Origin of the sequence: Aerococcus sp. UBA6277, assembly GCF_002440555.1 — a bacterium.
Classification (GTDB): domain Bacteria; phylum Bacillota; class Bacilli; order Lactobacillales; family Aerococcaceae; genus Aerococcus.
In genome coordinates this window covers 118,389-133,736 of the sequence record NZ_DJUR01000003.1, presented here as the reverse complement: position 1 = coordinate 133,736, position 15,348 = coordinate 118,389, and the positions used below count along the sequence as shown (strand labels likewise).

The following is a 15,348-nucleotide window of genomic DNA, read 5'->3' as shown; positions in this document are numbered from 1 at the left end:
TCAATAATGTGTTGACATTCCATACAATAAGCGTGGTTTTAAGTCTAAGAAGGATGCACAACATAGCTATAACACTGCTAAAGTCCAATTTCAGAATGAGGGTATAAAAAAAGAACCCCAAAGAATGACCTTTGAGGCTCTCTATCAAGAGTGGCTTTTAATTTATGAGAAAGATGTCGAACAAAGTACCCTAGTTAAAACGAAACAGGTATTCAGAACGCATATTCTCCCCCGCTTTGGTAAATATTATATCGATAAAATACAAGTTAGCCAAGTTCAAACTGCTGTTCATGAATGGCGGGAGATTTTACAAGAATTTAAGACGGTATTCAATAAGTTTAATCGTGTATTGAAATACGCCTATAAGCTCAAATACATCACAGAAAACCCTTGCGACTTTGTTATTTTACCTAGCAAGCCCTTGGTAAAGCAAGAAAAGGAAACGCTGGACTTCTACACGAAGGAGCAACTGGAAACCTTCATGACTTGTCTATCTAATATGAATACACGCAAATGGGAGGCGTTCTTCCGTATATTAGCCTTTACTGGTCTTAGACGTGGCGAGGCGCTCGCTTTAACATGGGATGACATCGACACTAACCAAGGTCTTTTAACCGTTAATAAAGCTGTTAAACGTGGCGAGAACGGTCAGTATGTAGGATCTACTAAGAACGAATCTAGCGTACGGACAATTACTATCGACGATAATACCATTAGGATACTCAAAACATGGAAAGCTGAACAGGCGAAAACTTTAATTGGTTTTGGCTTTAACGCTATTCAACCTAATCAATACATATTCAGTAAGTGGAAGGATAATACCCCACTAAACACAATGGCACCTCGAAATGCTTTAGTCAAAATATGTAACAGGTTTGATTTACCGATGATGAATATACATGGTTTTCGTCATACGCATTGTTCACTACTTTTTGAAGCTGGTGTACCTATGAAGGATGTTATGGAGCGATTAGGTCATTCTGATATTCAAACGACTATGAATATCTATACGCACGTAACTGAAAACAGTAAAAACGAATCTGCTCAAATGTTCGCAAAATATGTTAATTTCTAGAAAGTCTAAACACATCTCTAAACACATTAGCCTATAATCAATTTGAATCGCATAGAAACGTTGATATATCAGCATTCCATTAGGTAAGGGGTTCGATTCCCTCCGGGCGTATTCAAATGAAAAGTTATTCAGTTGTTGCTATTTATGAGCAACAGCTTTTTTATTTACACTGTAAAGTTCTCTAATTTTCCTTTTTTTAAGTGTTCATGTTAATGCAGCTTAACGTTGCATGTATAAATCCTTTGAAAAATCATAAAAATGTTTTATATTTAGAAAACGAAGATTACTTTGTCAGTTAAGAGGAGAGATTGACCATGTCAGTTATAACAACTGTATTAACTTTTTTAGTCGCATTAGAATTCTTTTATATCATGTATATACAAACAATTACTACCACATCAGTCCAAACAAGTAAAATATTCAATATGGAAAGAGATGAGTTGAAAGGGAAATCATTGAATACCTTATTATAAAATATGGGTATATATAATGGTCTCATTGGTCTAGCGCTATTATATGCATTATTTTTCAGTAGTGCTTCTATTGAGATTGTTCGTATGATATTTGTCTACATTATTTTAGTGGCCACATATGGTAGCTTCACTAGTAGTAAAAAAATTATATTGACACAAGGTGGACTATCTATTTTAGCCTTATTCTCAACCTTTCTATAATAGAATGAACAGAGTAATGCACGTTAGATAATCATTTGAATCCTAGTTTAACTCTCTATTTTTTTAACGCGTTATTCGTAAACAAATAATTAGGTGGTTTTTCTATTATTAGAACGATGAAACTTAACTAAACAAACCTATACCATTTAATATCGATCTTGCAAAAAATAATGAACTAAAAAAAATCGGGAGAGCTCCCGATTTTTTTGTTTATTGTATTTGAATTTAAATTAGAAGAATACGTTTGTCACGCCGTCACCTGAAGCACGGAATGATTCAGCTGATGTAGTTACACCGTTAGTTAATACATCGTTAACAGCTTGGTAAGTTTGTTCTGATACTGTAGCGCTAGCTGCCATACCGTTTGAAACAACTTCAAATTGACCAGATGCGTTAACTACTGCTGATAATGTAGTACCACCCCAGTTACCTGAGTTTGCACGGTTAAGGATTACAGAGAATACTGCTGCTTTTTCAGAGTAGCTCGGACCAGCTTCAGTTTCTACTACTTGCAATACTTGGTAAGGGATTTCTTCTGCTGCTGAGTATGAAGAAGTTGAAGATGTTTCTTCTGCTTCATATGAAGTTGCTTGTACAGTTGCTGTTTCTTCAGCTTCGTATGCAACTGGTTCTACAGTTGTTTCTTCTGCTTCTTCAACTGTTTCAGTTTTCTCAACAGTTTCTTCCTCTACTTTATAAGTATCTTTTTTATTGTTTGTATCTTCTACGACAACTTCATTTACTTCACCTTCATCATTTTTAGTAAATGAAATAGACTTAGATGGGAAAATTAAATCTGCATTTTCAATTTCATTAATTTGTACTAGTGTATTCACGTCAACACCTGCTGCATTAGCGATTACTGATAAAGTATCGCCATATACTACTGTATACTCAGAAGTTGATTCATCAATTGCTTGCATATCAGCTGAAACTTCTTCAACGCTACGTGCTGTCCATTCTGCTGCTTTAGCATCTTCAGTGTTAAAGCCTGCTGTCGCAAATAATGCTGACAATGCAAATGTTGTTCCTAAAATAGTTTTGTTAAATTTCATGTTAAGTAAAACTCCTTATTTGTTTAGCTATTGCTTAGCTGTTTATTTAGCCACTGTTTCGACTACATGCAATATACTACACGGTATAGATTCAAAAGAAAACCCTATAAACCCATTCGTTAAGGGGCTTTAAATGGACTGAAATGTTTTGTAATTTTTAACATTTTCATCTCAATTGTTACAATTCAACATTTTCCCAGTATGACAACATTTACAGCACTTACATCAATTCTTGCATATTTTAATAAGTTATATTTATGACATTGTATGTAACAATTATTTTTTGAAAAATAGGTATATTTCACCACGCTAAAGGTCGATATATCAGTATTTTCACACCACATTTCGAAGATTTATTCTAAAAATCAACCTCACAAACAACAAAAAAGGCCCCAGGAATTACAGCATACTTGCTATAATTCCCGGGGCCTTTCTACTTATTAATCGACTAACTTATCTGACTCAGCGTCAGACATGCTATCAAAATCGTCTTTTTTGTTTAATTGTGCTAGCAATTGGTCGATATGGTTACCATATTCAATTGAACGGTCACGTTCAAAGAATATTTCTGGTGTTTTATAGATGTTTAGGCGTTTACCAATTTCAGAACGAACTAAACCACTAGATTTTTCCAAACCTTTTTGCGCTTTTTCACGTTCACTGGCTAATTCACTCAATGTAGTGTAGAAAATAGTTGCTTGCTGTAAGTCACCAGTAACTTCTACATCTGTAATTGTAACACCTTCAACGCGGGGGTCTTTAACAGTTTTTCTCAATATGTCATTAACATCGCGAAGGATCTCTTGACTTACACGTTCAGCTCTAAATTTTGCCATTGTGTATCACCTCTATTTTTTCTTCACTTCAACCATACGGTATGCTTCAATTTCGTCATCTACTTTAATATCGTTGTAGTTTTCAATTGTAAGACCTAGTTCAAATCCACGAGATACTTCTTTCACATCATCTTTAAAGCGACGTAACGAACCTAATTGACCATCATAGATGACAATTGAATCACGGATGATACGAACTTGTGAGTTACGGTAGATTGTACCATCTAATACGTAACCACCAACAATTGTACCTACTTTAGATACATTGTAAGTTTCACGAACTTGTACAGTACCAGTTACTTCTTCAATGAATTCAGGGTCTAACATACCTGTCATCGCTGATTCTACGTCATTAATTGCATCGTAAATGATGTTATATAGACGTACTTCTACTTCATCTGCATCTGCTTGTAATTTAGCTTGTGGTGTAGGACGAACGTTAAAACCAATGATTAAGGCTTGTGACGCTTGACCTAAAGTAATATCACTCTCGTTGATTGCACCAACTGCTTGGTGAACGATATTTACTTTAACACCTTCAACTTCGATTTTTTTCAAGCTTCCAGCTAAGGCTTCAACAGAACCTTGAACGTCCCCTTTGATAATGACATTAACTGATTTCAATTCGCCTTCTTGTAGCGTTTCGAATAAGTTGTCTAAGGTTACGGCATGGTTTGCTTGACGACGTTCTTGTAAGGCACGGCTCGCACGCTCTTCACCAACAGCACGGGCTGTTTTTTCGTCATCAAAGGCTACAAAGCGGTCACCAGCTTGTGGTGATTCTTGTAAACCAGTGATTTCAACTGGTGTTGATGGGCCAGCTTGCTTGATACGGCGACCAGTATCATTAGTCATTACACGGACACGTCCATGTGTATCACCAACAACAATTGGGTCCCCAACACGCAATGTCCCTTCTTGGACTAATAACGTCGCAATAGCACCTTTAGATGGGTCAAGACGCGCTTCGATTACAGAACCTAAAGCTAAACGGTTTGGTACAGCTTTATATTCTTCTACGTCTGAAACTAATAAAATCATTTCTAGTAAGTCACTTACATTTTGACCAAATTTAGCTGAGATATTTACGAAGATTGTGTCCCCGCCCCATTCTTCAGAAATTAGGCCGTATTCAGTTAACTCTTGCATTACCCGGTCAGGATTAGCTGTTGGTTTATCAATTTTGTTTACTGCAACGATAATTGGTACACCAGCTGCTTTGGCATGGTTAATCGCCTCAATGGTTTGTGGCATTACACCATCATCGGCTGCTACTACAAGGATAACGATATCCGTTACATCAGCACCACGCGCACGCATTGTTGTGAAGGCCGCATGTCCTGGTGTATCTAGGAAAGTGATTAAACGGTCATTTTCACGTACTTGGTAGGCACCGATATGTTGTGTGATACCACCCGCTTCGCCGTCAACAACTTGAGCGTTACGTAGGTAGTCAAGTAAAGTTGTTTTACCATGGTCTACGTGCCCCATGATGGTTACAACTGCTGGACGAGTTTCTAAATCTTCTTCGTCTGCATTCTTAGCTTCTTCAAAGTAATGTTCAAAGTCTGCTTGGTCAACAATAACTTTCTCTTCAGCTTTTACACCATATTCTTCAAGAATTAACTCGATAGCATCTTTATCTAATGCTTGGTTTTGTGTAGCTGGTACACCCATCAAGAATAGTTTTTTGATAATCTCAGCTGGCTCACGGTGAATTTTTTTAGCAATATCCGCAACAGTCATACCTTCAGTATATTCCACTTTTTCTGGAAGTGGCTTATTCTTTCTTGGTGGTACTGGATTGCTTTGAGGGCGGTTTTGGTCATTGTTAAAACGACCTTTTTTCCCTTTTTTGCCTTTACCTTTAAATCCGCCATTTTTATTATTACTATTATTTTTAAAATTGTTCTTTTGATTATTCATATTTTTATTCTCTTTTGCTGGGTTATTGCGATTTTGCGACTTGTTTTGGTGCTGGTTTTGCTTAGCATTTGATTTAACAGGTGCTGATTTAGCTGAACCTTTTTCTACAGGTTTATTTTCAGCTTTCTTAGCTGTTTGACTTTCAGCTACTTTCGCTGACTGTTTATTATTGTCTTCCTTACCTGCTGATTTATTTGCAAAGCCACTTTTCAGCTTATTCACTTCGTCATCAGTCATTGATGCCATATGGCTTGAATATTCAAACCCTGCTTTTTCTGCAGCCTTCAATAACTCTTTACTTGATACGCCAATTTCCTTAGCAACTTCGTAGACACGTTTTTTTGACATGTCATCACCTTCCTTATTCTACTAATCTCTCATACTTTTTACTCTCCTATTTGATGTAAAAATATACGTAAAAATCTAAATTATTTTTTAAAGCTTTTCACAAACCCGCGGTCTAAGAAAGCGACTATCGATCTCTTTTTACCTAAGGCAATTGAAATTTCTTCAGTTGTAAACATCTGAACGCATTCAACTTCATAAAAAGCACATTTATTCTCTATATTTTTCTTGGTTTGTTCGCTGACATCCGTAGCCATGACCACCAAAATAGCAGTCTCTTGCTGGACAGTTTTCATGACGGTTTCAGTACCTGAAACGAGTTTACTAGCTGCTTGCGCCAAACCTAACAAATTCAACTTATTATTGTTCATTTTCAAAAAGCTCTTTTCTGGCTTTTTGATGGGCAACATAAGCTTTCAATTCACTATAAAAATCATCCGGAATGGATACATTCAAGTGTCTATCTAGCATGTGTTTGTCCCAAGCCTTTTGTACAACTTCAGGATCAAGAGATACATATGCACCACGCCCATTTTTCTTACCTGTCGGATCAATTTCAACGACACCTTCAGGATTACGAACAATTCTAATTAATTCTTTTTTAGGAAACATTTGATTTGTCACAACACATTTTCGCATAGGAATTTTTCGTTGTTTCATGTTTGATCCCACCTAATCTTAGCCTTCTTCGTTTAAACGCTCTTGTTGGTCTATATCTTCTTCACCAATTAATGCTTCATCACCAATAATGTCGTTGTCTTCGCCTTCGACATCAGCAATTTGCTCTTCAAGTTCTTCTGGACCAACATTACCTTCTTCAAGGTCATCGATAGCTAATAAATCTTCTTCATCAATTGAAGTTGAACCTTCTGTCATTGCTTCATAATCTTCAACAGTTTCAATATCATCAGCTAAAATTGGATCAACGTCTTCGTCAACTAATTCTTTTTCCGCGAAACGTTCTGCGTATTCTTCTGTTTGTACATACGCTTCAAAGTCAGCTTCAGATTTAATATCAATCTTGTGATTTGTTAATTTAGCCGCTAAACGCGCATTTTGACCACGTTTACCAATAGCTAATGACAAGTGGTTTTCTGGTACGACAACCACACATGAGGTTTCGCCTGGTACAAAGTGTACAGATAATACATCAGCTGGGTTCAAGGCATTTGAAATAAAGGTTGCCATGTCGTCTGACCATTGAACGATATCCATATTTTCGCCTTTTAATTCGTCTACAATACGTTGTACACGTGAACCACGAGGTCCAACACAAGTACCTACTGCATCGATATTCGCGTCGTTAGAAACAACTGCTACTTTAGAACGGTCACCAGCTTCACGAGCGATGGCTTTAATTTCAACAGTACCGTCGAAAATTTCAGGTACTTCTTGTTCAAATAGACGTTTCAATAGGCTTGGATGGCTACGAGAAACATATACTTGTGGCCCTTTAGTCGTATTTTCAACACGTTCTACGTAAACTTGTACGCGCTCGTGTGGTTGGAAGGTTTCATTTGGAATTTGACCTTCTGGCGGGATAACGGCTTCGATTTTACCTAAGCTAACATATACATAACGACGGTCTTGACGCTCAACAATACCTGTCAAAATGTCATCTTCGTAGTCAATGTACTCGTTATAGATAATTGAACGTTCAGCTTCACGAACCCGTTGCATGATCACTTGTTTTGCAGTTTGTGCAGCAATTCGACCGAAATCTTTAGGTGTAACTTCAAATTTAATCTTGTCGCCAATTTCATATGCACTGTTTAAGTCATGCGCATCTTCAAGCGATACTTCAAGTTGTGAGTCCATCACTAGATCAACAACTTCTTTCACTGCGAATACTTCTATACTACCTTTTTTTACGTCAAATTTTACTTCGACATTTTGTGCTTGCTGGTAGTTACGTTTGTAAGCTGATACTAAAGCAGCTTCTAAAGCTTCCAAAATGACTTCTTTTGAAATGCCCTTTTCATCTTCAAGCGCTTCGAAGGCTCTTAACATTTCTTTACTCATCTAAATTCCCTCTTTCAAAAATGATAAATTTTAAAATTCAATGGCCAATCTGATTAATGATACATTTGATTTTTCTACGGTGACCGCCACTTTACGTGTTTTGTCTTTTGTTTCAACTTCATATGCATCATCTGATACAGAAAGTAGACGACCTTGAATATTTTTTTGACCATCAATGGCTTGATAGAATGATAAGAATACCCATTCACCGATTGCAGCTTGGACATCGTCATCATTTTTCAATGGACGTTCTGCACCGGGAGAAGATACTTCAAGGTAATAAGCTTGCGGGATTGGGTCTGTTTCTAATTGATCAATAGCTTCAGAAATATGTTCACTAACTGTGACACAATCCTCTATTGCGATGCCACCACCTGGTTTATCCACGTAAATTCTTAGGAACCAAGATTTCCCTTCTTTAACAAATTCGATATCAAACAATATAAAGCCTAAGTCTTCAATAATTGGTTGAACGATTTCTTGCATTTGGTCTGTTACTTTAGCCATATTTCCCCTCGCTTTTCTTATTTTTACCTTATTACCATGAAAAAAGTGAGCGTCACCGCTCACTCCACCACTGTGTTCTTTCTACTTAGATAGTATAACATATGCGATCCTGATTCGCAATAATTGTTGCTATCAAGCGATTTTTACAAGTTCTGAACCAAACCTGTAACTTGGTTAACTGGAATTGAAAAGACAACACCGTTACCTGGTTGATCTAAGTCCATTGTGGTACGGATGCTTTCAGATACCGGATTGACTTTTTCAGATTCAACTACTAACAGAACGATTTCTTTTTCTGGTTGAATTTCAATATTGAATAGTTTAGAGATTTCAGTTGTCCCTGTTCCACGACCGTGAAGAATGGTTGCGCCTTTTGCACCTTCTTTACGGGCAGCAGCAACAACATCATCACCTGATTCGCGGCCGACAATTGTTACTAATAGTTGATACTCATACATATTTTCACCTTTTTCTTCAAATGCCCGATTCAATAAACGACTTCCACAAACGCTTGATGTATCTGCTGAGAACAGGATACCCAAACCTTTTTTGTCTAATTTCATTTTCTCAGTAATTTTTTCGTGAATGTCACTTTCGAATTCCTTAGGGGCTAATGTAATCATCAATTCTTTCTTTGATTCATCAAGACCCATTAAGTTAAGGAATTTATTTGGAATGGTGCCGTCACAAAGAACTAAGGTGCCGCCACCGGTTCCATGCTCTTTGGCAGTTTTAAGTACTTTTTGCCCAATACCATGGTTAACAATAGCGAAAAACGCCACTGATTCTACAGTCATCAATTAACCCCCTTATTTATCAATTGCTTTATTGTCTTTAACGCGTAATTTATAAATTAAACCTAGTACTTGAACCATCAACACTGGAGTCATTGCCACCATTGCGATGATACCAAAACCATCTACTAACACATCTGCTTGCGGTAAGGTTGTGGCTACACCTTGGGCGAATGCCAAAATGAAGGTCGCCGTCATCGGTCCAGAGGCTACACCACCAGCATCGAAGGCGATACCCGTGAATAGGTTGGGAACGTAGAAACTTAATAAGATGGATAAACCAAAACCTGGCAATAGGAAGTGCCACAGTTCAACACCAGGTACCATAATACGAAGCATTGACATCATTACGGCTAAACCTACACCAATCGACAAGGAGAATAATAGCAACTTATTAGGAATATGTCCACCGGTTACGTCTTCAACTTGATCACCAAGTACGTGTACTGCAGGTTCAGCTAATACAACAACCAGCCCCATCACAAGTCCAATCCACGGTAGTAAGGATTCATGTTTAGTGGCTAATTCAGTCGCTAAATAACGACCCATATCCATAAACCCTTGGTTAACCCCGATTAAGAAGAAGGTTAAACCAATCAAGACATAGACAACTCCAACACCAATACGGCGTAATTCACCTTTATTGATTCTTCTATAAAAATAAATCACAAGTGCAAATAGGATTAAAATTGGAATAAGTGAAACTACTGATTCTTGAACAGTATGACCAATATTTGCGATAAACGGATTGATAATCCCTTCAGTATATTGGTAAACTTCATCATTACTTTGGAAAGTTGAACTTTGAACTAGTGACATTATCATCACGGCTAAAATAGGTCCTGTTGACATGGCCCCTACTAAACCAAAGGAATCATCTTCTGCCCTTTTACCACCTTTTTTAGCGGAAACACTGGTACTTAAGGCCAATACGAATGGTGTTGTTAAGGCACCAGTCGTTGCACCTGAGGCATCAAATGACATCGCTAAGAAGGTAGAATCTGCGAAAACTGATAATAAAGTAATGACCGCATAAACGGCTAGGAAGAACCACTTCAAGGCGACATCTTTCATTACCCTGTAAACACCAAGGGAAACCATAACCCCCACACCTATTGATACAACGACAACAATAGTTTGTGACCCTAAAACGCCACCTGTTGCATCAGAAATTTGTTGGCCCAAAATTAATAGGTCTGGTTCGGCTACGGTAATTGAAAACCCTATAAAGAATGATAATAATAGTACGATTAAATGGGAACTTGAACGAATAATCGAATTACCTAAATAATTCCCAATAGGCGTCATCCCGATATCTACCCCGAATAGAAAAATGGTCAGTCCTAGCGTCAATAGAATTGAACCAATTGTAAATCTAGCCATCATATCTCCTGGTACATCTACCAAGGTAAATGCTAGTGCGAATACAAGGATGACGATAGGTAATACAGAAGAGATGACTTCTTTAAACTTATCCAGCAATAACTGCATAGAATTCCTCCTTTTAAATAAATAGTATACATATAAAAAAGCAACAAAAATTTGGGCACAGGCGCGTGATTTGTTGCAGAAATCGCTGTTAAATAAACGGTTTCACTTAAGATGTAAGTAACAATATTATGTTAACATAATATGATAATCACAACAAAAATAACGCTCAAAAAAAAAAAGCAGGACTGCCCGTCAAATAGATTGGCAGTCCTGCTTTGCGTTTTTAAAAATCAAATAGTGATAATTGGTTTTGGTCTGGTAAACCATCTAATACATGATTTTCAGTCATATATTCAATCAATGACTTAGAAACTTTACCACGGGTTTGCAAGTCCTCTTTTGATAAGAATGGTGATTCCTCACGTGCTGCAACAATGGATTTGGCCACGTTTGTACCTAAACCGTCAATGGCTCTAAAAGGCGCAATCAAAGTATTGTCATCTTCAATAATAAATTCAGTTGCATGAGATTTATTGATATCAACCATTTTTAAGGTAAAGCCACGTTCCCACATCTCGTTTACAATCTCAAGGACTGTTAACAATTGTTTCTCTTTAGTAGAAGCTTCCATTCCTTTGGCATTAATCTCATTGATTTTAGCCTTAGTCGACTCTTTCCCGTTTGACATGGATACAAGGTCAAAGTCACTCGCTCGTACTGATAAGTAGGCACAATAGTACCAAATTGGGTGTTTCACCTTAAACCAAGCTACCCGCATGGCGTTCAATACATAGGCAGCAGCATGGGCTTTAGGGAACATGTATTTAATCTTTTCACATGAATCCATATACCATTCCGGCACGTCGTATTCACGCATGATGGCCTTGTGTTCGTCTGAAAGCCCCTTACCTTTACGAACTTTTTCCATGATTTGGAAGGCATCTGATTCAGGCAAGCCACGGTGGATTAAGTAAACCATGATATCGTCACGACAACCGATAACTTCACTTAGTGGTAGCCCTTTTTCCCGGACAAGTACTTCGGCATTGCCTAACCAAACGTCCGTACCATGCGATAACCCGGAGATTTGCAATAGTTCGGCGAAGGTTGATGGTTTGGTTGCTTCAAGCATTTGTCTAGTGAACCGGGTCCCAAATTCGGGAATCCCTAATGTACCAGTGTTGGAATAGATTTGTTCTTTGGTAACACCTAAAACTTCTGTCCCATTGAATAATTCATATACTTCTGGATCATCAGTTGGAATTTCGGTTGGATTGATGCCTGATAAATCCTGTAATTTACGGATCATGGTCGGGTCGTCGTGCCCAAGGATATCTAATTTCAATACGTTATCATGGATTGAATGGAAGTCGAAGTGGGTCGTCTTCCATTCAGATTCCACGTCGTCAGCTGGGAATTGAATTGGTGTAAAGTCATACACATCCATATTTTCAGGGATAACAATAATCCCCCCTGGATGCTGACCGGTTGTCCGTTTAACACCTGTTGCACCCTTGGCTAAGAATTCTTTCTCGGTCTTACGAAGATTTAAATTCTTATCTTGGTCGTAACCTAGTACATACCCGAAGGCTGTTTTATCCGCAACTGTACCAATTGTTCCCGCCCGGAAAACGTGGTCGTCACCGAAAAGGACTTTCGTGTAGGCATGGGCGCGGGCTTGGTATTCACCAGAGAAGTTTAAATCGATATCGGGCACCTTGTCCCCTTTAAATCCTAAGAAGGTTTCAAATGGAATATCTTGTCCATCTTTATCCAAGTTGGTTCCACATTCAGGACAAGGTTTATCTGGCAAGTCAAACCCTGAACCCACTGACCCATCAGTAAAGAAATGACTATAGTGGCAATTCGGGCAAACATAATGCGGTGCCAGCGGATTTACTTCAGTAATCCCTGACATAGTCGCTACAAATGAAGACCCAACTGACCCACGGGAACCAACGATATAGCCGTCGTCATTGGATTTCTTCACCAGTTTCTGTGAAATCAAGTAGATAACCGAGAATCCATTGGAAATAATCGATTTCAATTCTTTATTTAAGCGGGCTTCTACGATTTCTGGTAGTTCTTTACCGTAGATTTCATGAGCTTTTTCAAATGACATATCTGTCAGTTCTTGTTCCGCCCCTTCAATAGTTGGTGTATACAACTTGTCTTTTAAGGGTTCCACAAACTCGATGCTGTCAGCAATGGCATTGGAATTTTCCACGACAATTTCAAAGGCCTTTTCTTCTCCTAGGAAGGCAAAGTCATGCAACATTTCTTCTGTTGACCGGAAATGGGCTTCAGGGAAGTTCTTAATCCGGTTAGATTTGATCGAATTAATTAAAATTTCCCGGTACAATTTGTCTTCTTCGTTTAGGTAGTGTACATCTCCAGTTGCAACGACTGGTTTATTGACCGATTCCCCTATTTCTATCATGTCTTTCATGATTTTTTCGAGTGTTGCTTCGTCTTGAATCAATTCATCTAAGATCAAAGGTTTGTACACGCCCTTTGGTTGCAGCTCTAGGTAGTCATAGAAGGCAGCTTTTTGCTCAGCTTCTACTTTCCCTTTTTGCATTAAGGCTTCAAATACTTCCCCACCTGCACAAGCTGAACCCACTAATAAGTTCTCTCGATGACTGGATAAGAGTGACCGCGGAATTCGTGGTACACGGTAGTAATAGTCGATATTAGACGCGGAAACCAATTTAAAGAGGTCTTTTAACCCTGTTTGGTTTTTAGCTAGCAAAACGGCATGGAATGGTCGACCTTGCTTGTAGGCGTCCCCCTTACCAACATCTTTGTTTAATTCGTCGTGATAGAAAATTTCATGGTCGGCGGCTGCTTCTTTGATGAAAATCCAGGCTAAGGCACCTGTGGTTTCCGCATCATAAACGGCCCGGTGATGTTGTTCCAAGGCAACATTGTAGCGTTTGGCCAAGGTATTTAAACGATGCAATTTTAAATTTGGGTGCAAGAACCGTGACATTTCAAGTGTATCGATCACGGCATTATGCGATTTTTCAAATCCATGACGGTTGTAGGCTGTATCGATAAATCCCATATCAAAACTTGCATTGTGGGCAACGAAAATCGCGTCCCCAACCCACTCTCTAAAGTCCGTAATAACTTCTTTTNNATTGGCTAACATGGCATCGGTAATCCCTGTTAAATCAATAATAGTAGCTGAAAGTGGTCGCCCCGGATTAATAAATTCTTCAAAAGTATCAATTACATTCCCGTTCTGCATTTTAACGGCCGCTAATTCAATAATATTGTCGTAAATTGCGGATAATCCTGTGGTCTCCACGTCAAATACGACGTAAGTCGCTTCTTTTAATTCAATGTGGTCAGGGTTATAAACGATGGGGACGCCATCATCAACGATATTCGCTTCAACACCGTAAATCATTTTCAAACCAGTAGATTTAGCAGCGCCTGAAGCCTCTGGATAAGCTTGCAGGGTTGCATGATCAGTGACCGCAATAGCAGTATGACCCCAATCTTTGGCTTGGTTGGTGAAATCGGAAATTGAATTCGTTGCATCCAACATCGACATATTGGTGTGGACGTGTAATTCCACCCGTTTTTTATCGGCATTATCTTGTCGTTTGGCCTTAGAAATTTCTTCTAAGTCACGAACGTTTAGGACCAAGTCACGGGCAAAACGGTCATCCATTTGCAAATCACCGCGTACCCGCAACCACATGCCTTTGCGTATGGCATCAAAAATGGCGATATCTTCATCCGTTCTAGAGAACATTTGAATTAAGAATGCTGATGTATAATCCGAAATTTTGGCATTTAAAATGCGGCGGCCAGTTTTTAATATTTTAACTTCAACATCGAAAACAACCCCTTCCATGGATACAAAACGTTGTTCTTCAACGTAGGTATTCATGGCTCTTAACTTGTCGTCAACGGGGATATGTTTTCCTAATTGAATTTTATCCACTTTGATTGCTTGACCGTTATTACCGGTAGCAGCCATTTCTTTTTGTTTTTCAGCTGCTTTTTTGGCCATTTCTTGTTGTTGTTCAGCTAGTTCATTGGCCCTTTCTACAAAGACATCACGCCGATCTTTGGCCGTTTCTTCATCGATAATAATTTCAAAAGGTACCTTAGGAAATCCAACCATTTGGTAATTTTGTTTGATGACTTCAAGATAGTTTTCTTGAATGAGTTGTTTTAATGGTTGATTGTCCACGCGGATATAATAGCGGTTATTTTCAAATGAGGGTAATTGCCCTTGGAAAGTGGCTTTGGCAATTCCGTTTGAAATACCAGATCGGTTCACAATGATTGGCCAGTAGTCTAGGACAGCTTGATTTGCTGGTTGGCTTTGGTCAGCAACCTCAATTGAAAAGTCCACTGCCCCAACATGGTCGAATCCCTTTTTCAAGTGTTCTTCAAAGGTTAAAAAAGTGGCGGCATCTATACGTGTTGGTAAGCCAATTTTAAACTGCCACAACCGTGATTTTGTATGGACCACGACATTTTCTAACCAACCATTTTGGATAGCCGTGTTTTCATCGGTCCAATGAATTTGTCCTAATAAGGCCTGAAATAGGGCTTCTTTTGATTCTGACATAGACTTATTTCCTTTCCTGTTTAATAACAAAAGGCCATCGCTATGGCCTTCTGACTTACTGTTTTTATTTGATTTGATGCAATAGGTTA

11 protein-coding genes and 1 pseudogene are annotated in these 15,348 nt (G+C 38.4%); 2 read left to right on the top strand and 10 right to left on the bottom strand.

The genetic code is table 11. The features are described from left to right. The first annotated feature begins 124 nt into the window (after positions 1 to 124). The gene (locus B2V22_RS00665; RefSeq protein WP_290489854.1) at positions 125 to 1,075 is read left to right on the top strand and encodes a site-specific integrase; all 951 of its coding nucleotides are present in this window, start codon (positions 125 to 127) and stop codon (positions 1,073 to 1,075) included. A 314-nt stretch (positions 1,076 to 1,389) separates the two neighbouring features. Further along, a pseudogene (locus B2V22_RS00660) lies at positions 1,390 to 1,749 on the top strand (DUF1304 domain-containing protein). 230 nt (positions 1,750 to 1,979) lie between these two features. On the opposite strand, the gene B2V22_RS00655 reads toward B2V22_RS00660, so the two are convergent. The 10 genes from B2V22_RS00655 to B2V22_RS00610 all read right to left on the bottom strand — a co-directional run bounded on the left by B2V22_RS00655 (position 1,980) and on the right by B2V22_RS00610 (position 15,259). Continuing rightward, positions 1,980 to 2,804 carry a cell wall hydrolase gene (locus B2V22_RS00655; protein ID WP_290489853.1) on the bottom strand — a complete coding sequence of 275 codons (825 nt, stop codon included), beginning with the start codon at positions 2,802 to 2,804 and terminating at the stop codon, positions 1,980 to 1,982. A gap of 440 nt (positions 2,805 to 3,244) precedes the next feature. Next, positions 3,245 to 3,640: a 30S ribosome-binding factor RbfA gene (rbfA, locus tag B2V22_RS00650; RefSeq protein WP_016897460.1), complete on the bottom strand. Its 396-nt coding sequence runs from the start codon at positions 3,638 to 3,640 to the stop codon at positions 3,245 to 3,247. Between the two features lie 12 nt (positions 3,641 to 3,652). Continuing rightward, entirely contained in the window at positions 3,653 to 5,914 is a 2,262-nt protein-coding gene (infB, locus tag B2V22_RS00645; protein ID WP_290489852.1) for a translation initiation factor IF-2, read from the bottom strand. Between the two features lie 80 nt (positions 5,915 to 5,994). Further along, positions 5,995 to 6,282 carry a L7Ae/L30e/S12e/Gadd45 family ribosomal protein gene (locus tag B2V22_RS00640; RefSeq protein ID WP_290489851.1) on the bottom strand — a complete coding sequence of 96 codons (288 nt, stop codon included), beginning with the start codon at positions 6,280 to 6,282 and terminating at the stop codon, positions 5,995 to 5,997. After that, the gene (gene rnpM / locus B2V22_RS00635; RefSeq protein WP_290489850.1) at positions 6,272 to 6,571 is read right to left on the bottom strand and encodes an RNase P modulator RnpM; all 300 of its coding nucleotides are present in this window, start codon (positions 6,569 to 6,571) and stop codon (positions 6,272 to 6,274) included. The genes B2V22_RS00640 and rnpM overlap by 11 nt, the downstream gene beginning before the upstream one ends. Positions 6,572 to 6,589: 18 nt before the next feature. Then, positions 6,590 to 7,933, bottom strand: coding sequence for a transcription termination factor NusA (nusA, locus tag B2V22_RS00630; protein WP_290489849.1), 1,344 nt, complete (start codon positions 7,931 to 7,933; stop codon positions 6,590 to 6,592). Positions 7,934 to 7,963: 30 nt separating this feature from the next. After that, positions 7,964 to 8,440 (bottom strand): ribosome maturation factor RimP, encoded by a 477-nt coding sequence (rimP, locus tag B2V22_RS00625; protein WP_111856981.1) that lies wholly within the window; start codon positions 8,438 to 8,440, stop codon positions 7,964 to 7,966. Positions 8,441 to 8,583: 143 nt separating this feature from the next. Continuing rightward, positions 8,584 to 9,237: a P-II family nitrogen regulator gene (locus B2V22_RS00620; protein ID WP_290489848.1), complete on the bottom strand. Its 654-nt coding sequence runs from the start codon at positions 9,235 to 9,237 to the stop codon at positions 8,584 to 8,586. A 12-nt stretch (positions 9,238 to 9,249) separates the two neighbouring features. Continuing rightward, entirely contained in the window at positions 9,250 to 10,725 is a 1,476-nt protein-coding gene (locus B2V22_RS00615; RefSeq protein ID WP_290489847.1) for a DUF1538 domain-containing protein, read from the bottom strand. Between the two features lie 223 nt (positions 10,726 to 10,948). Beyond that, positions 10,949 to 15,259, bottom strand: coding sequence for a PolC-type DNA polymerase III (locus tag B2V22_RS00610; protein ID WP_290489846.1), 4,311 nt, complete (start codon positions 15,257 to 15,259; stop codon positions 10,949 to 10,951). Positions 15,260 to 15,348: the final 89 nt, after the last annotated feature.

Bases quoted from the DNA above. Each gene is read 5' to 3' on its own strand.
- B2V22_RS00665 (WP_290489854.1), top strand. From the start codon at position 125: ATGACCTTTGAGGCTCTCTATCAAGAGTGGCTTTTAATTTATGAGAAA.
- B2V22_RS00655 (WP_290489853.1), bottom strand. From the start codon at position 2,804: ATGAAATTTAACAAAACTATTTTAGGAACAACATTTGCATTGTCAGCA.
- rbfA (WP_016897460.1), bottom strand. From the start codon at position 3,640: ATGGCAAAATTTAGAGCTGAACGTGTAAGTCAAGAGATCCTTCGCGAT.
- infB (WP_290489852.1), bottom strand. From the start codon at position 5,914: ATGTCAAAAAAACGTGTCTACGAAGTTGCTAAGGAAATTGGCGTATCA.
- B2V22_RS00640 (WP_290489851.1), bottom strand. From the start codon at position 6,282: ATGAACAATAATAAGTTGAATTTGTTAGGTTTGGCGCAAGCAGCTAGT.
- rnpM (WP_290489850.1), bottom strand. From the start codon at position 6,571: ATGAAACAACGAAAAATTCCTATGCGAAAATGTGTTGTGACAAATCAA.
- nusA (WP_290489849.1), bottom strand. From the start codon at position 7,933: ATGAGTAAAGAAATGTTAAGAGCCTTCGAAGCGCTTGAAGATGAAAAG.
- rimP (WP_111856981.1), bottom strand. From the start codon at position 8,440: ATGGCTAAAGTAACAGACCAAATGCAAGAAATCGTTCAACCAATTATT.
- B2V22_RS00620 (WP_290489848.1), bottom strand. From the start codon at position 9,237: ATGACTGTAGAATCAGTGGCGTTTTTCGCTATTGTTAACCATGGTATT.
- B2V22_RS00615 (WP_290489847.1), bottom strand. From the start codon at position 10,725: ATGCAGTTATTGCTGGATAAGTTTAAAGAAGTCATCTCTTCTGTATTA.